Here is a 15,260-nt window from a genome sequence, read left to right on the forward strand (position 1 = left end):
TGACACTCCCTGTCGGCTATTCCTTTGCAATGTATCACACTGAATGCGGCTGAATCCAGCCCATACTAAAGGCAAGCAACAGAAATAAAAACAGCAGCAGCGACAAGCCAATCCGCCAACTCAAGGCTTTTACCGTGCGGTTAGAAGAGCCTTTGTCTTTGATAAGAAAAATCAATCCGCTTCCTAATGCGAATAAAATAACCAGCATCACAATTAGGATGATTGCTTTGGTGAACATTTGTTATAATCTCCTCAATGCTTTTCTCATAATTTAAAAAAATGCTGAGTGTAACTTGTTTTAATCATCGTTTCACGCTTGCCTGGCGTGTCGTGTTTTTTGCCTTGTCAGTAGTTGCCTTGCTTTTGTCCTTAGGATTCTGGCAATTAAACCGCGCAAAGGAAAAACAACTGATGCTTACTGCAGAAGCCAGAGAGCAGCAATTGCCTCCAGCCGCATGGCAGGGCGGCATACCTTACCCTAAACAATATCAGTCAATTCGAGTCGCAGGCCAGTATTTAGCCCCTGTTTTTCTGCTGGACAATCAATTTTATCAACATCAGACAGGGTACAATGTGTTATCTCCCTATCAGCTTGCTAATGGCGAAGTGCTGCTAGTTGACAGGGGATGGCTTGCTGCTGATCGCAGCCATCTTCCCGCATTGCCTGAATTGCATTCTGTACCGAGCATAAGCGGGCAAGCGTATTTTCCTTCCAGTAAAACCTGGGTTTTAGGGCAGGATTTTGAAATAAAATCGGATGGCATCACCATAGTTGAACGCATTGATACGAAATTAATCAGTAATCTTTTGCATAAATCTGTCTATCCGTTTATTATTCGCCTCAACAAAGAAGAAGCCAATGGTTTTATCCGCGAGTGGCCTGTTGTGACGATGTCGCCGCAACGTCATTATGCCTATGCGTTGCAATGGTTTGCCTTGGCTTTTATCGCATTGGCTGCTTTTATTGGCTCGAATCTGAAAAAAAATTAATGAGAAATATTTTAAAGTCTAAAAATCTGGTTTTGTACATTCTGGCGCTTTTGTTTTTTGCGCCAGGTATTGCCGCCTATCTTTTTTTTACTCATCCTCAATGGCTTAGTGCTCAGGCAACCAACAAGGGTAATATGCTGGCGCCTGCACTTCGCGTCGATTTGTCCAATCCGAAAGGCAAATGGCAGCTTATCCTCTGGCAACCTGGTGATTGTGAACAAGCCTGTTTGGCTCAATTGGATAAGTTAGGCCGTATTCGTCTGGCCCTTGGCAGGCATTTGTACGAAGTAGAAGAACGCCTGGTTCTTCCCTCTGGCGTGAAATTGCCTGAAAAAACAGCCCGCATACTCCAGGATCAGGATATGCGTTATCAGAATTTAACTGCACTGCAGATGCCATCCAGCGCAAAGGTCTATATTGCCAATCCGGACAATTACCTGATTCTTTCCTATTCACTTGCCGCCAAGCCGGCAGATATTTATCAGGACTTAAAACACTTATTAAATGCGGGTAAACAGAGTGGCTAATACAATTTATACAAACTGGATGCGATGGGCGGCAAGCCTTGCGGTGATATTGTCATTACTGGTTGTTATGCTGGGTGGTTATACCCGCTTAACCAATGCGGGTCTGGGCTGTCCGGACTGGCCAGGCTGTTATGGGCACATGGTTCTCCCTTCTGATACTGAAACCTTGAATAAAGCACAGACTGTTTACCCGAATAGCCCCATCGAATCTCGGAAAGCATGGACTGAAATGCTGCACCGCTATGCGGCTGGTACATTGGCCTTATTAATTTTTATCATTGGTGGAACAACTCTTTCCCGGGCTTTCAAAAGGCAAGCCCCTTTCTTGGGTTTGCCGCTTGTATTGATGCTGCTGGTCATATTCCAGGCAGCCCTGGGCATGTGGACGGTAACGCTTAAATTGCTTCCAGTCGTTGTAATGGCCCATTTACTGGGTGGCATTCTAATTTTTTCCTGCCTTCTGCGTCTTCGTCTGCAAATGGCCAAGCCGGAAAAGGTAAATCAGTCCTCCTGGTCTCCGTGGATTGCACTCGCTGCATTCATTGTGTTTCTTCAAATTGCTTTGGGCGGTTGGGTGAGCGCTAATTATGCAGGAATTGCCTGCATTGGCTTTCCCCAATGTAATGGGGAATGGCTGCCCGCCTTAAAACTTTCCCAGGGGTTTAATTTATTTTCTCCGGTAGGGGCAAATTATCAGGGCGGCCTCCTGGATAGTGAAGCCAGGGCAGCGATTCAGAGCATCCATCGTCTGGGTGCCTTAATAACCACTCTCTATTTACTCGGCCTTTCCGGATTAATACTGTTGAAATCAGGTAACCAGCCATTGCGGCGCGTGGCGATTTTGGTGCTGATTCTTCTGGGATTACAGTTAAGTCTGGGAATTATCAATGTTCTTTATTTACTGCCATTATGGTCGGCTGTTGCTCATAATGGCGTGGCCGCAATGTTGTTAGCCAGTTTATTCATGATGTTTTATTTCTCTCAGGGAGGTCGTCTTGATGCAAAATGAAGCCTGCTTAATGTCAGCATCCTGGCGAGATTATCTGGAGCTTTGCAAACCGCGTGTTGTTTTATTGATGCTGTTAACCGTGTTAGTCGGCATGTATCTGGCGGCGCCTGGCTGGATCCCTTTGCCAACTTTGTGCATCACGCTTGTTGGAATCGGCTGTGCGGCCAGCAGTGCGGCGGCCATTAACCATTTGGTTGATAAACGTATAGATGCGCTGATGGCAAGAACAAAAAAACGTCCAGTTGCCCATGGCCGCATTTCCATTAAGCAGGCCTTAAGTTTTGCTTTGATTCTTGGCGCGACAGGCTTGTCTCTGTTGGCGCTCCTGGTGAATACACTGACTGCCGTACTCACTTTTGTAACCCTGATTGGTTATGCGGGGATTTATACCGGCTATCTGAAACGTGCAACGCCTCAAAATATCGTGATTGGCGGCCTGGCTGGGGCGTCACCCCCCTTATTGGGATGGACGGCCATTACCAACCAGCTTGATCCCAATGCACTTTTACTGGTATTAATTATTTTTACATGGACTCCCCCTCATTTCTGGGCATTGGCAATTTACCGTTTCGAAGATTACCGCCATGCAGAAATTCCCATGCTGCCGGTAACCCATGGTATTGCTTTCACCAAGCTTAATATTGTTCTTTATACCGTTCTGTTGCTCGTGGTTACCATGCTGCCTGTTATTGTAGGAATGAGTGGACTGGTTTATCTGGCGGGTGCGATGATACTGGGCTTTCGTTTTTTACATTGGACGTGGCGTTTGTATCGAAGTGATACGCCGGCTGTCGCCCTTGGTACCTTTCGATTTTCAATTGTGTATTTGATGTTACTATTCGTTTTTTTATTAGTTGACCATTACGTGTAAGAGGAAAAAAATGGCAAGTCAAAATAAAAGAATTACCCTGACAGTCACTTTGCTGGTGGCTATCGCAGCAATGTTTGCCGGTTTATTTGTTTCACAGCATATTCACTGGAAAAAAGAGATTGATCCTTCGCAGTTCCATGGCACTTTCCTGCAGAAGCCGCGTGATATCGAGCAGTTCAGTTTGACTGGAATCGACCAGCAATCTTTCGATAATCATAGCCTGCAAGGGCAATGGACGATGATATTTTTTGGTTTTACCAATTGCGGTTATGTATGCCCTACAACCATGGCTGAGTTGGCAAAGATGTACGGCATTTTAGAGCAGCAACATACTAAACCTTTACCCCGTGTTGTGATGGTAAGCGTTGATCCGGAACGAGATGATCTGAATACATTGAAAAATTATGTACTAGCCTTCAACCCTCATTTTTACGGTGCAAGGGGAGAGCAGCAGGCTGTTAAGAAAATGGCGATGGAAATGGGCATTGCCTATGAGAAAAAAATATCAGGTAACCCAGACAATTATGACGTTCAGCATAGTGGCGCCGTCATGCTTTTCAATCCCCAAGGGGAACTGAGTGCTTTTTTCACCACACCTCATCGAGCTGAGCTGCTGGCAAAAGACTATCAGCTTCTGGTTGGCTAAAATCCTGCTTCAGCGGGGTTAATAGCAAGTCAACAAGCTCTTTACTTGTCGTCTATACTTTTCATGAGGTCTGCGAAAGCAGACCGATGGAAATTAATAGGCTTTGGAAACAATAAAAACAATTGGGATAATTATCTTCATGAAAATTGCGATCTTGGCGACCAATCCCCATTTATATTCTCACAAACGGTTAAAGGAAGCCGGTGAAGCTGCAGGACATGAAGTCAATATTATCAATCCGTTGTATTGCTATATGAATGTGGCGGCTTCCAGCCCCAAAGTTCATTATCGCGGCGGAGAGCCTCTGCCTAAGTATGATGCAGTGATTCCGCGTATAGGTGCTTCAATTACCTATTACGGCACTGCTGTTTTACGTCATATGGAAACGATGGGCATGTATACCATCAACGAATCCATAGCTATTTCACGTTCACGCGATAAGTTTCGCTCCTTGCAAATACTGGCAAGAAAGGGGATTCCCATGCCGCTGACCAGTTTTGCACAATCTCCGGATGATACCGAGGACTTGATTCGTATGGTCGGTGGAGCCCCTTTGGTAATTAAATTACTGGAAGGAACCCAGGGAAAAGGGGTTATTCTGGCAGATAGCCATCAATCCGCTGTCAGCATTATTAATGCATTCAAGGAAATGTCAGCCAATATTCTGGTGCAGGAGTTTATTCAGGAATCCAAGGGAACCGATATCCGCTGTTTTGTAATTGGTGATAAAGTCGTTGCCGCAGTTAAAAGACAGGCAAAAGAAGGCGAGTTCCGTGCCAATGTACATCAGGGTGGTAAAGCGCAAAAGGTGGCCTTATCGCCTCAGGAGCGTGCAATAGCCGTTGGCGCTGCGAAAGCAATGGGTCTCAAGGTAGCAGGCGTAGATTTAATCCGCTCCAACCACGGCCCTTTAGTTCTTGAAATCAACTCTTCCCCGGGGTTGGAGGGTGTTGAAAAAGCCACTCACATCAACATTGCCGGAAAAATTATCCAATACATCGAAAAAAATGCCAAACCAAAAGGTTTGAATCAACGATTTCAGGGCTAAGATTGTAGGTTGGGCTGTAAAGCCCAACAATGATCGCTGGGCTTACAGCCCAGCCTACAAATAGAATGCGGATATCCTAAGAAGCCCGCGTTTCTTTCTTTCTGTTCTCACTTTTCCCTATGAGCCAATCGGGATTGACTTCCAGCTCATCAGCCAGTTGACATAGCACTTTAGGGGCGGGTGTGGCAATCCCGTTCAGAAAGGCTTCTGCCTGATATTTAGGAATTTTCAAGAGTCTGGAGAATACTTCAATCCGTTCATCCTCTCGAAGAGGGACACCGATACCGTCCAGTTCTTTATTCAGACGTTCAGCAAATCGTTTATTGCTCATCACCAACTCCGAAAGTATTCTTATGATTCTTCTATAGCATAAATAATCGCTTTTGCAATAATCTGGTATATTATTAAAATGTGAATGGAATAATAAACTTAATCGACACCACTGGGGAGCATATTGTGGAATCCTTGATTACTTTGGGCTTACTTGTCATTTTTGCCGTCACTTTTGTCCTGTCAGGTGTTAAAGTTGTACCCCAATCGGAAGAATGGACAGTCGAACGCTTTGGGAGATACACCCACACACTGCATCCGGGTCTGGGGCTTATTGTTCCATTTATTGATCGCGTAACCTACAAAGTGAACATGCGGGAAAGAGTGCTTGAGATTCCTCCTCAGGAAGTAATTTCCTCAGATAATGCGATGGTGACGATTGATGCGGTTTGTTTTTTCCAGGTAGTGGATACCGCCAAATCTGCTTACCAGGTCGATAATCTTGAACATGCTATCCGTAATCTGACCATGACGAATATTCGTACCGTACTGGGATCTTTGGAATTGGATGGTATGTTAAGCCACCGGGATGAAATTAACAGCCGTTTAATGCATGTCGTGGATCAGGCAACTACGCCATGGGGTGTGAAGGTAACCCGTATTGAAATCCGGGATATTCGCCCGCCTCAGGATCTGGTAGATGCTATGGCTAACCAGATGAAAGCCGAGCGGGAAAAAAGAGCGTCCATTCTAGCTGCTGAGGGTGACCGGCAGGCGGAGATTTTAAGGGCAGAAGGGGACAAGCAAGGGCAGATCCTGCGTGCCGAAGCGGCTCGTCAGGAGGCGTTTCTGGAGGCCGAAGCCCGCGAACGGACTGCCCAGGCAGATGCCACTGCCACACGCATGGTCTCAGAGGCCATTGCTTCAGGTGACATCAATGCCATTAATTATTTCGTTGCTGAAAAATATGTGGATGCACTGAAATCAATCGGCAATGCCCAAAATAGTAAAATGGTGTTATTACCGATTGAAGCGACAGGCATTATCGGGGCACTTGGCGGCATTACCGAATTGGTAAATAACGTTAAAAACAAGTCAAATTAGCGAGAAAATAATGAGCGGGTTGGTTTATTGGCATTGGTTGGCATTGGCCCTAATCCTGATGATAGCTGAGACATTAGGCGCCGCAGGCTTATTGATTGCCTTGGGAATGGCAGCTACCTTGACAGGTCTTATTACCTTAATGGCCTTTTTGCACTGGCAATGGCAACTAATATGGTTTTCGATTTTATGTATTGTATTTACCATCGGCTGGTGGAAAGTACTTCGATACCGCACAAGGGTTTCGCCGCCGCCTTTAATGAATCGCCCACTGGATGCCTTAATAGGCCGCACGGCCCTGTTAAGTCAGGCGATTGAAAATGGCAGGGGTAAAATTTACTTAAATGACGCCTATTGGTTTGTAACCGGCCCTGAATTGCCTGTTGGGACGCGAGTAAAGATCCTGGGCGTACAGGATAATACGGTTTTACTGGTTGAACCTCTGGACGAACTGCTTATCAAACCGAATCCCGGCGGGGATTTAAGGTAAGTGGAAAGCTAAGATTCAAGCATCAACAGACAACACAAAGAGGTTGAGTCAGTTTACCAAATGAAGGGAGATTATTCTTCCCTCACCCCTTTAAGGCTCATCACAACTCAATTGTGTAATCAAATTTATTAGCTGGGATTTAATAATCTGCTGATGAAAAATCCTTATTATAATAAAGTAGAGCTTTCCCCAGATATTTTTATATCGGATAAGTGTAGTTAGTTTGATAGTACGAGTCGTTCGTAGAATGACTATTCTAACATCCAAATGTTTATCATCTTCGCCAAATAACAATTCATCGTCTGTAAAATCATACAATCTGAAGAGTCCAATTCTTTTTCCGATAATCAATTGAGTGTCAAACTCTTTATCTGATGGAATATCGCTTGTTTTTAAGCCGAGCCAGCCCACCAGTCTATTTCTAAGATACAGCAGCTTGCGAGCCCATTGAGGCGAGGAATTAAAAAAAAGTTTTGCTATTTTTTCAATTGAATGATTTGAGTCAGCTGAAAGTACCCCTGAAAAAGTATCGGAATAGTGAAACCCTGGAAGTGCTTTATTGGTAATCTCGGTACTCGGTCTATTTATTTTTTTAATAACTATAGGGCATGTTAGCATTGGTCCTTCCATTTTTATCCAAGTTCCTAGTCCTTTGATTAAGAAAGGTAAAATTCCATTATAATGGTACTGATTTAAAGTTCAAATACAGGCTGTTTTTCAGGAACCCTTGGGCGCGGGGAAAGCATGTTTCCCTCACGTTTCGAATAATTCAATTTTGATTGATATTAATGCGATTTCTGTAGGTTCACGCTGTCATTACAGTTCAAATCTTAATTGTTCTTCAGCCGATGGTGCAGGAGCAATATGATTCCGCCAGAAGCGCTGGATGGTGGTAGCGGCTTTGTTTTCAATGACTAATTGCTTTTTTCTATTTTTTATAAGTAATTCCATCTTTATATCTTGATACTCTTTAGCTTTGCCCAGCGTTTCAAGAGAAACATGAGGGTCGTATAATTTAAGGTTTAAGCAATCCAGTGGAGTCAGTAGATTGTTATCTTGAATATTGTCTTTCGCCCCCTGTTTCAGTAGTAAAAGAGCAAAATCAAATTTTTCATCCCATAAGGCCTGATGCAATAATGTCATGCCAGTCTCAGGGTTTTGTTCATTTTTGTTTAGAAAAAAATCCAGAAGATACTCAAAATCACTAATATTATTTTGGTTCATAGCTGTAATCAGAGAAGAGTAAATATCGGCTCCATCATTAACGAAAGGGTATTTTACCTGTAAAAGCAAATCGAAATAGGAGCCTTGTATCATTGATATGCAATGGACATCAAATTCAAAAAATCCATCTGAGTTTGCAGTACATGTTGGCGAAAAGGGCTGATTATCACCTTCAACAAATGGGTTATCTATGGTGTTACAGAAGTTAGGAATGTTAACCGTAGAGCAGTCATCCGGAGATACACCAATTTTTTGGGCCAGGTGAACAAATAAAGCAGACAGCATAAAGCAGTTCACTTTGATTGGATTGTTTTCAGGACGTTTGTAAATATCTATTGATTCCGCATTACCTTCATATACCCAATTTTTTTCTTTTATAAACCGGGAGGTAACATCAAACAGCAAATCAATATCTGGATCATTTGTTTCTGCCTGTCTTCTATAATCCGTCAATATCGCATCTTCAACCGTCATCATTACTGCCTATTTTGATTGCATTTTAAAGACATATTTTACTTTGAGACAAAAAAGAATCAATGGAGCAATAGATTGAACATTAAATAAGGCGGAACCAGTGTAGACATAATGCGGGGGATTATACATCCTGAATAATCGTCTTTGCGAGCCGGAATGAAGAGGTTTCACTTTGTTCGCAAAGACGGTAATTATAGACATGGCTTAAGCCATTTCTTCAACTTCACCCATTGGAATAACATTAGACGCATGCAAACCGCGCTCGCCTTTTTCAAGATCGTAGGTCACTTGTTGTCCGGGCGCCAGAGTTTTATACCCTGAGCCATGAATGGCTGAAAAATGAACAAAAATATCTTCGCCACCGCCTGCAGGCACAATAAATCCCCATCCTTTGGCATTATTAAACCACTTTACTTCGCCTCTAGCCATAAATCCTCTCCTTTTGCTAATGCAAACTGGCAGCTGCATATCGATTTATACGACAGAACCAATAGCGCAATTGCCTTCGTCCTTAAATGACAATTGTGAAAACCCATAAATAATACAGGTACTTTTCAACATAACTCAAAAATCATTCTTGTCAAATATTTTTTTGAAGTTTTTCATTCATTTTCCAGATAAAAATAAAAATATGTGTTAAAAAAAATAACTATTTAAAAAAAATGATCATAATGGGAATTGAGAAAATTAACTTTTCAGCTTGAATCGCTTAGAATCACGCGCTACAAACAGATACATAGGTAAATCTACACCAATGCATTAGAAATATCGAATCCCCGCGACACCGAGGCATAGGTATTTACACAAGTTCTACAAGCCGTCTTTGCGATCATAGCGAAACAATCCAGAACGAAGTTAAAATGAAGCACCGAAACTGGATTGTTTCACTTCGTTCGCAAAGACAGATGGCCTCTCCGTCAGACTCACTTATATGATATGGCTTGTAGTCACTTGTGTAGATAGCTAGGGGACAGACTGTGTTTCAGAGAAGTGCAGATACCTATGAAACAGACTTTAGGGGAGCTTCATGTTTTCAATTGACGCACGTATTTTAAGCACTAGTGTTTTTCTTTATGAAAGCCATTTATCCACTGTTCTTGTAAAAAATGACAGTCAATTCCCCTGGCTTTTACTCATTCCCAGAGTATATGGGGTAGAGGAAATGATACAATTGCCTTCGGCTCAGCAGACCCAACTGATGGGGGAAATCGCATTCTTTTCACGGATTCTGCAATCCTGTTGCCAACCGGATAAATTAAATATAGCTGCCTTGGGTAATATTGTTTCCCAGTTGCATATTCATATTCTTGCCCGTTATAAAACAGACAATGCCTGGCCTCATAGCGTCTGGCAAGCTTCAATTACACCCAAGCCCTATAACCCGGAGGAGCTGGCTATTTTTATCAGCCGATTACAAGAGCAAATTGAAAGAAATAACAATCAAAGATCTCCGGAAACATCCAAAATTCCCTAATCAAAAAAGTTTTGTCTAGATGGTATATACTGAAAGTTAAGAACTAAATTTCAGGAGAGGGTTTATGGCAATAGAGACTTCATTCGCTAATCAACTACTAATTGCCATGCCTTCGCTAAACGATCCTAATTTTCAACGGGCAGTGATTTATGTCTGCGAGCATAATGAAAATGGTACCGTGGGGTTGATTATTAATCGGCCAATGCAATATCCCCTGGGATTGGTATTTGAGCAAATGAATATTCAGCCTCTTCGCAATGAGCAGAATTATCAGCCTTTATTATATGGCGGTCCAGTGCAACCAGAGAGGGGATTTGTGATTCATCGACCGACAGGCGGATGGCGTTCCAGTTTATCGCTGCGGGATGATGTAACAGTGACTACTTCAAACGATATTATACGGGCGATTGCGGATGATACGGGGCCAAAGGACGTCTTAATTACTCTCGGATATACGGGCTGGGGAGAGCATCAGCTGGAGGAGGAAGTTTTGACCAATACCTGGTTAGTTTGCCCTTATAAATCTGAGATTCTTTATGAAGTTCCTTTTGCCCAGCGTTGGGAATATGCCGGTAAAATCCTGGGAATCAATATGAGCCAACTGACTTCCGATGCTGGCCATGCCTGATAAATCTCGATTATAATCTGTAAACAGCACAATTTGGATTTTTTTATATGCCCAGCGGTATTTATTTGGGATTTGATTTTGGTTTGAAACGAATTGGAGTGGCTGTAGGGCAGAAAATTACGCTGACAGCCCGTCCACTAACCACCCTCCATGCTGAATCAGGCATTCCTGATTGGCGACAGATCGATAAATTGGTTAAAGAATGGAAACCGGACGCATTAATTGTTGGATTGCCCACCTGCATTGACAGCAGCGAACAATATACTACACCCCTGGCTCGCGAATTTGCCGAGCAGTTAATCCGTCATGTTGCTTTGCCTGTTCATCTGGTCGATGAAAGATTGTCAACGGTAGAGGCCCGGGCAGAGTTGTTTGCTCAGGGCGGATACCGTAAACTTAAGAGTAGCCCCATCGACAGTTTTGCTGCTTGTGTAATTCTTGAGCAGTGGCTGCAACATCCTGGATAAATAACATGAATCATTTTCTGGATATTAATCAATTAAGCGCGGCGCAAATTTACCAGTTACTGGAACGCGCCCAGGCATTTAAACAGGGAAAAGCCTCCTACCCGGTTTACTCGCAATATTGCATGGCAAACCTGTTTTATGAAAACAGCACCCGAACCAGAGTCAGTTTTGAAATGGCCGCAGCCCATTTATCCATGCAGGTTATTAATTTAGATCTCGGACGCTCCTCTGAAAGCAAGGGGGAAGTGATTGAAGATACGATACGCAATCTTGCGGCTATGGGAATTAATTTATTTACTATCCGTCATTCCCAGAATCTTCTGCCGCAGGAGTTGGCTGCTGTATTAGCGGATGATATTCATTTGATTAATGCCGGTGACGGCACGAATCAGCACCCCAGTCAGGCAATGCTGGATCTGATGACTATTCTTGAGCATAAGCCCGATTTGTCATCGCTTAAAATCGCCCTGATTGGAAATTTGCGGCATTCACGCGTTGCCAACTCCCTGCAGGTTTTATTTAGTCTGATGGGAGTGAAAGAGCTTCGCCTGATAGCGCCGCAATTATGGCAGCCGCAAAAGCTGCACTTTGGCCAGGTGACAGAATCCCTGCAGGATGGATTGAGCGATGCCGATGTGGTCATTTGTCTCCGCGTCCAGCGTGAAAGATTGCTGGACAACGAAAGCCTGGATTTAAGTACTTTTCGCCGCTATTTTGCACTGACCCCAGACAGCATAAAATGGGCTAAACCGGATGCCATTGTTATGCATCCAGGACCGGTAAACCGTGGTGTGGAAATTGACAGTGAGATTGTAGATGGCAAACAATCGGTAATTCTGCAGCAGGTGAGCAATGGTGTTTTCATGCGTATGGCAATCATTGAGTCATTAATTGCCCGCGGCTAGGAGCCATCGCTGCGAATTCCCGCGGCTTGAGCTTGAGAGATCCTCGCAAGATTTAATCATCTTAACAGTACCACGTACCGCGCTTTATGCGCGGTAACCATAAATAGGATGGTGTATTGTAATACTTTTTATTCATCAGCAAACATTGCATGGATACCGCGCATAAAGCGCGGTACGTAGCGTTTTTCAGTTATCCCTCAAGGGCTTGACCGCGGGGCCATGCAGCCCTCAAAACCCGATTTGCTTTGTGCAAAAAAAGGGTCCATTATGGGTCCCGCGGTCAAGCCGCGGGAATTCGGAATGGTCAAGCCGGGGAATTCGGCACGGTCAGCCGCGAGAATTCGGAATGGTTTCACCTTGGAGCCTGCAGCATCTGCCTGAATGACAAAGCCTGCTTTATTGAGCTGCAGTCTACTCTATCCTTCCGCTGAATATCGGCAATACTGCGTGCTACTTTTAATAAGCGATGATAGGCCCTGGCAGATAAATTCAGGCGGGATAGTACTTCTGTTAAGAGTTGGTGTTCCTCTTGCTCAAGCGCACAGAGCGTTTCGCAGTCTTTCGTACTGAGGTGGGCATTGAGACAGCCTTGCCGTTTAAATTGGATGTCGCGAAATACCTGTACTTCCTGTCTGAGACGTTCGCTTTGCCCTGAACTTGTATTTAAAGGGCGGAGCAATTCCTCATTGGAAAGAGGAAGTACCGTAATTTGCATGTCAATGCGATCTAGAAAAGGCGCTGATAGTTTGCCCATATAACGCTGGATACGTTCCGGGCTGCACAGGCAGTTTGCCCTGGGGTTTCCCCATTGTCCACAAGGGCAGGGATTCATTGCTGCAATCAGTTGGAACTTGGCCGGATACTCCATCTGAACAGCAGCTCTGGAAATATTAATTACCCCCGATTCCAGTGGTTCACGCAGGGTTTCCAAAACATGCCGGCTGAATTCTGGGAGCTCGTCTAAAAATAATATGCCGTTATGCGCCAGAGAAATCTCCCCTGGCTTGGGAGGGTTGCTGCCGCCAACCAGAGCCACATTAGATGCTGTATGATGGGGCGAGCGAAAAGGAGGGGAGCGCCAGGCCTCATAATTGATTGTTTTTTTACTGATGGAATGAATAGCGATGCATTCAAATGCCTGCTCATCATCAAGTTCTGGGATTAGAGTCTGAAAGCGTTTTGCCAGCATGGTTTTTCCACTGCCGGGGGAACCGCATAGCAAAACGCTGTGACCGCCCGCTGCAGCGATGAACATTGCCTGTTTGGCATGATCCTGGCCTTTGATATCAGACCAATCGATGACTGAGTCAGCAGCCGTTGATACAGGAGGGGGCGGAAGACTTTTCAACGATGTGTCCATGCAAAGGTAGCTGCATATTTCCCTAAGACTGTTTGAGGCTAAAACGCCTTCGTAACTTAATAGGGATGCTTCTTCGATATTTGCCTCAGGAATAATGATCAACCGGTTATCGCGGCGGCTGGATAAAATAACGGGAATGATGGCATTTACACCTCGCAACCCGCCATCCAGGGCTAACTCGCCAATAAACTCATGATCGCCCAGTTTGTCCAGCGGAATTTGTCCGGATGCTGCCAGAATGCCAATGGCTATGGGCAGATCAAAGCCGCTGCCCGATTTGGGTAGTTCGGCAGGGGCTAAATTAACTGTAATTTTGCGGCAGGGAAATTCAAACTGGCTGTTAACAATAGCGCTTCTTACCCGATCCTTGCTTTCTTTTACTGCTGTTTCTGGCAGCCCCACAATGGTAAAACTCGGTAATCCATAGGCCAGATGGACTTCTACTGAAACAGGCTTGGCATAAATACCAATAGCACTGCGTGTTTTGCTTAGTGCGAGATTCATTTATATTCCTTTAGGTAGACTTGGCAACTCAAAAAACCAGTTTAAATTTCCGTGTTCTGATCTTTATTGTTGGTTTGGAGTTTAATCATTAAATTAACCTGAGCCTCCAGCGCTTCCAGTTTCTCTCTGGTCCGGGCCAGTACTTTGGTTTGCACATCAAATTCCTCGCGGGTGATTAAGTCCAGGCGATTAAAAGCTACCTGAAGAATTTCTTTAAATTTATCTTCAATATCCTTTTCAAGATTCTGGATGCTGGAGGGAAGGCTGGAAAATAGCTTTTTTGCTAGTTCATCGAAATACTTGGGGTCAAACATTTATGAAGCTCCTTATCAGTCTCGAATTGCTGATTATAACTGAATGTCGAATAGCAGGGAACCAATTGTCAAAGACACCCTAATCAGAGCCGGATTAAAAAAGTTCTTTGATTAATGAATTGATAAGTTAGAATAATCATTCGTCTAGACAGCTTCCAGGGATAAACAATGAAAATGGTCACAGCAATTATAAAACCGTTCAAACTTGATGATGTTCATGAAGCATTAATGGAGATAAATGTTCCTGGGATTACAATCTCCGAGATGCGGGGGGTTGGACGTCAGAAGGGCCATACTGAATTATACCGCGGCGCCGAATATGTTGTTGATTTTCTTCCAAAAATCAAAATTGAACTGCTTCTCCCCGATAATATGGTTGAGGCTGCTATTGATGCTATCTGTAAATCGGCCTACACCGGAAAAATCGGCGACGGAAAGATTTTTGTTTATGATTTGCAGCAGGTTATTCGCATACGTACCGGGGAAATGGGTGAGGATGCTATATAGCCAACTCCTTAATGAAACGCCACTCCTCTGAACTCACCGGCATTACGGACAGGCGATTGCCCTTGCGTAGTAATGGCATGCCTGCCAGCTGAGGGTAATTTTTTAATTCTTCCAGCGAAATGAGGTGATTAAATTTTTCTTTAAACTGAACATCTACCATAAACCACCGGGGATTTTCCGGGGTGCTTTTGGGATCAGGGTGTTCGCTGTCCGGGTCAAATGCGGTGTGATCAGGATAGGCTTCGCTGGTTATTTCAGCAATGCCAATAATGCCTGGAGGTGCGCAATTGGAGTGGTAAAATAGCACTTGATCACCTACTGACATTTCCTTTATAAAATTTCTTGCCTGATAATTGCGGACACCGTCCCAATGACTGGTTTGATTGGGCGATTTTTGTAAATCATCAATACTAAAACAGGAAGGTTCAGATTTCATTAACCAATATTTCAT

Annotated in this window: 21 protein-coding genes; 13 read left to right on the forward strand and 8 right to left on the reverse strand. The window is 44.0% G+C overall.

Annotated features, from left to right (window positions below; all coding sequences use genetic code 11):
• Positions 1-34: 34 nt before the first annotated feature.
• Positions 35-238 carry a twin transmembrane helix small protein gene (locus DYH42_RS04500; RefSeq protein WP_058524741.1) on the reverse strand — a complete coding sequence of 68 codons (204 nt, stop codon included), beginning with the start codon at positions 236-238 and terminating at the stop codon, positions 35-37.
• A gap of 41 nt (positions 239-279) precedes the next feature.
• Here DYH42_RS04500 and DYH42_RS04505 point away from each other — a divergent pair, with 41 nt between their 5' ends.
• From DYH42_RS04505 to rimK, 6 genes are all read left to right on the forward strand, one after another.
• The gene (locus tag DYH42_RS04505; protein WP_058524740.1) at positions 280-990 is read left to right on the forward strand and encodes an SURF1 family protein; all 711 of its coding nucleotides are present in this window, start codon (positions 280-282) and stop codon (positions 988-990) included.
• Positions 990-1,517: a hypothetical protein gene (locus tag DYH42_RS04510; protein WP_058524739.1), complete on the forward strand. Its 528-nt coding sequence runs from the start codon at positions 990-992 to the stop codon at positions 1,515-1,517. Before DYH42_RS04505 ends, DYH42_RS04510 begins: the two co-directional genes overlap by 1 nt.
• 4 nt (positions 1,518-1,521) lie before the next feature.
• Positions 1,522-2,526 carry a COX15/CtaA family protein gene (locus DYH42_RS04515; protein ID WP_172465000.1) on the forward strand — a complete coding sequence of 335 codons (1,005 nt, stop codon included), beginning with the start codon at positions 1,522-1,524 and terminating at the stop codon, positions 2,524-2,526.
• Complete coding sequence (gene cyoE / locus DYH42_RS04520; RefSeq protein ID WP_058524737.1) at positions 2,516-3,397, forward strand: heme o synthase; 882 nt, start codon at positions 2,516-2,518, stop codon at positions 3,395-3,397. Before DYH42_RS04515 ends, cyoE begins: the two co-directional genes overlap by 11 nt.
• 10 nt (positions 3,398-3,407) lie before the next feature.
• Complete coding sequence (locus DYH42_RS04525; protein WP_058524736.1) at positions 3,408-4,043, forward strand: SCO family protein; 636 nt, start codon at positions 3,408-3,410, stop codon at positions 4,041-4,043.
• Between the two features lie 139 nt (positions 4,044-4,182).
• The gene (rimK, locus tag DYH42_RS04530; RefSeq protein ID WP_058524735.1) at positions 4,183-5,091 is read left to right on the forward strand and encodes a 30S ribosomal protein S6--L-glutamate ligase; all 909 of its coding nucleotides are present in this window, start codon (positions 4,183-4,185) and stop codon (positions 5,089-5,091) included.
• Positions 5,092-5,167: 76 nt separating this feature from the next.
• Here the strand turns inward: rimK and DYH42_RS04535 are convergent, their stop codons facing one another.
• Positions 5,168-5,422, reverse strand: coding sequence for a hypothetical protein (locus DYH42_RS04535; RefSeq protein ID WP_058524734.1), 255 nt, complete (start codon positions 5,420-5,422; stop codon positions 5,168-5,170).
• Between the two features lie 125 nt (positions 5,423-5,547).
• Between DYH42_RS04535 and DYH42_RS04540 the strand changes: the two genes are divergently transcribed.
• Both DYH42_RS04540 and DYH42_RS04545 read left to right on the forward strand, forming a co-directional pair.
• Positions 5,548-6,465: an SPFH domain-containing protein gene (locus tag DYH42_RS04540; protein ID WP_083503188.1), complete on the forward strand. Its 918-nt coding sequence runs from the start codon at positions 5,548-5,550 to the stop codon at positions 6,463-6,465.
• A 10-nt stretch (positions 6,466-6,475) separates the two neighbouring features.
• Entirely contained in the window at positions 6,476-6,952 is a 477-nt protein-coding gene (locus DYH42_RS04545) for an NfeD family protein (RefSeq protein ID WP_058524733.1), read from the forward strand.
• Positions 6,953-7,042: 90 nt separating this feature from the next.
• Here the strand turns inward: DYH42_RS04545 and DYH42_RS04550 are convergent, their stop codons facing one another.
• The 3 genes from DYH42_RS04550 to DYH42_RS04560 form a co-directional block, all read right to left on the reverse strand.
• Positions 7,043-7,582 (reverse strand): DUF2867 domain-containing protein, encoded by a 540-nt coding sequence (locus DYH42_RS04550; RefSeq protein ID WP_237759059.1) that lies wholly within the window; start codon positions 7,580-7,582, stop codon positions 7,043-7,045.
• Positions 7,583-7,768: 186 nt separating this feature from the next.
• Positions 7,769-8,653, reverse strand: coding sequence for an ankyrin repeat domain-containing protein (locus DYH42_RS04555; RefSeq protein WP_131792981.1), 885 nt, complete (start codon positions 8,651-8,653; stop codon positions 7,769-7,771).
• Between the two features lie 201 nt (positions 8,654-8,854).
• Positions 8,855-9,079: a cold-shock protein gene (locus DYH42_RS04560; RefSeq protein WP_058524730.1), complete on the reverse strand. Its 225-nt coding sequence runs from the start codon at positions 9,077-9,079 to the stop codon at positions 8,855-8,857.
• A gap of 598 nt (positions 9,080-9,677) precedes the next feature.
• On the opposite strand from DYH42_RS04560, the gene DYH42_RS04565 reads away from it, so the two are divergent.
• The 4 genes from DYH42_RS04565 (at position 9,678) to DYH42_RS04580 (ending at position 12,124) form a co-directional block, all read left to right on the forward strand.
• A complete protein-coding gene (locus DYH42_RS04565) occupies positions 9,678-10,124 on the forward strand; it encodes an HIT domain-containing protein (protein WP_065232855.1) in 447 nt (148 codons plus the stop codon).
• A gap of 64 nt (positions 10,125-10,188) precedes the next feature.
• On the forward strand, positions 10,189-10,752 hold the full coding sequence (locus tag DYH42_RS04570; protein ID WP_058524729.1) for a YqgE/AlgH family protein: 564 nt from the start codon (positions 10,189-10,191) through the stop codon (positions 10,750-10,752).
• Between the two features lie 47 nt (positions 10,753-10,799).
• On the forward strand, positions 10,800-11,219 hold the full coding sequence (gene ruvX, locus DYH42_RS04575) for a Holliday junction resolvase RuvX (RefSeq protein WP_058524728.1): 420 nt from the start codon (positions 10,800-10,802) through the stop codon (positions 11,217-11,219).
• 5 nt (positions 11,220-11,224) lie between these two features.
• Complete coding sequence (locus tag DYH42_RS04580; protein ID WP_058524727.1) at positions 11,225-12,124, forward strand: aspartate carbamoyltransferase catalytic subunit; 900 nt, start codon at positions 11,225-11,227, stop codon at positions 12,122-12,124.
• Between the two features lie 352 nt (positions 12,125-12,476).
• Here the strand turns inward: DYH42_RS04580 and DYH42_RS04585 are convergent, their stop codons facing one another.
• Positions 12,477-13,988, reverse strand: coding sequence for a YifB family Mg chelatase-like AAA ATPase (locus DYH42_RS04585; protein ID WP_058524726.1), 1,512 nt, complete (start codon positions 13,986-13,988; stop codon positions 12,477-12,479).
• Positions 13,989-14,029: 41 nt separating this feature from the next.
• The gene (gene ubiK, locus DYH42_RS04590; RefSeq protein ID WP_058524725.1) at positions 14,030-14,302 is read right to left on the reverse strand and encodes a ubiquinone biosynthesis accessory factor UbiK; all 273 of its coding nucleotides are present in this window, start codon (positions 14,300-14,302) and stop codon (positions 14,030-14,032) included.
• 168 nt (positions 14,303-14,470) lie between these two features.
• Between ubiK and DYH42_RS04595 the strand changes: the two genes are divergently transcribed.
• Positions 14,471-14,809, forward strand: coding sequence for a P-II family nitrogen regulator (locus tag DYH42_RS04595; RefSeq protein ID WP_058524724.1), 339 nt, complete (start codon positions 14,471-14,473; stop codon positions 14,807-14,809).
• Here DYH42_RS04595 and DYH42_RS04600 read toward each other — a convergent pair.
• Positions 14,802-15,260, reverse strand: a complete 459-nt coding sequence (locus DYH42_RS04600; RefSeq protein WP_058524723.1) for an EVE domain-containing protein — start codon at positions 15,258-15,260, stop codon at positions 14,802-14,804. The genes DYH42_RS04595 and DYH42_RS04600 overlap by 8 nt on opposite strands.

This window comes from Legionella birminghamensis (assembly GCF_900452515.1).
Lineage (GTDB): Bacteria > Pseudomonadota > Gammaproteobacteria > Legionellales > Legionellaceae > Legionella_C > Legionella_C birminghamensis.

Excerpts from the sequence above, each read along its gene's own strand:
- DYH42_RS04500 (WP_058524741.1), bottom strand. The coding sequence starts at position 238 with ATGTTCACCAAAGCAATCATCCTAATTGTGATGCTGGTTATTTTATTC.
- DYH42_RS04505 (WP_058524740.1), top strand. The coding sequence starts at position 280 with ATGCTGAGTGTAACTTGTTTTAATCATCGTTTCACGCTTGCCTGGCGT.
- DYH42_RS04510 (WP_058524739.1), top strand. The coding sequence starts at position 990 with ATGAGAAATATTTTAAAGTCTAAAAATCTGGTTTTGTACATTCTGGCG.
- cyoE (WP_058524737.1), top strand. The coding sequence starts at position 2,516 with ATGCAAAATGAAGCCTGCTTAATGTCAGCATCCTGGCGAGATTATCTG.
- DYH42_RS04525 (WP_058524736.1), top strand. The coding sequence starts at position 3,408 with ATGGCAAGTCAAAATAAAAGAATTACCCTGACAGTCACTTTGCTGGTG.
- rimK (WP_058524735.1), top strand. The coding sequence starts at position 4,183 with ATGAAAATTGCGATCTTGGCGACCAATCCCCATTTATATTCTCACAAA.
- DYH42_RS04535 (WP_058524734.1), bottom strand. The coding sequence starts at position 5,422 with ATGAGCAATAAACGATTTGCTGAACGTCTGAATAAAGAACTGGACGGT.
- DYH42_RS04545 (WP_058524733.1), top strand. The coding sequence starts at position 6,476 with ATGAGCGGGTTGGTTTATTGGCATTGGTTGGCATTGGCCCTAATCCTG.
- DYH42_RS04550 (WP_237759059.1), bottom strand. The coding sequence starts at position 7,582 with ATGGAAGGACCAATGCTAACATGCCCTATAGTTATTAAAAAAATAAAT.
- DYH42_RS04555 (WP_131792981.1), bottom strand. The coding sequence starts at position 8,653 with ATGATGACGGTTGAAGATGCGATATTGACGGATTATAGAAGACAGGCA.
- DYH42_RS04560 (WP_058524730.1), bottom strand. The coding sequence starts at position 9,079 with ATGGCTAGAGGCGAAGTAAAGTGGTTTAATAATGCCAAAGGATGGGGA.
- DYH42_RS04565 (WP_065232855.1), top strand. The coding sequence starts at position 9,678 with ATGTTTTCAATTGACGCACGTATTTTAAGCACTAGTGTTTTTCTTTAT.
- DYH42_RS04570 (WP_058524729.1), top strand. The coding sequence starts at position 10,189 with ATGGCAATAGAGACTTCATTCGCTAATCAACTACTAATTGCCATGCCT.
- ruvX (WP_058524728.1), top strand. The coding sequence starts at position 10,800 with ATGCCCAGCGGTATTTATTTGGGATTTGATTTTGGTTTGAAACGAATT.
- DYH42_RS04580 (WP_058524727.1), top strand. The coding sequence starts at position 11,225 with ATGAATCATTTTCTGGATATTAATCAATTAAGCGCGGCGCAAATTTAC.
- DYH42_RS04585 (WP_058524726.1), bottom strand. The coding sequence starts at position 13,988 with ATGAATCTCGCACTAAGCAAAACACGCAGTGCTATTGGTATTTATGCC.
- ubiK (WP_058524725.1), bottom strand. The coding sequence starts at position 14,302 with ATGTTTGACCCCAAGTATTTCGATGAACTAGCAAAAAAGCTATTTTCC.
- DYH42_RS04595 (WP_058524724.1), top strand. The coding sequence starts at position 14,471 with ATGAAAATGGTCACAGCAATTATAAAACCGTTCAAACTTGATGATGTT.
- DYH42_RS04600 (WP_058524723.1), bottom strand. The coding sequence starts at position 15,260 with ATGAAATATTGGTTAATGAAATCTGAACCTTCCTGTTTTAGTATTGAT.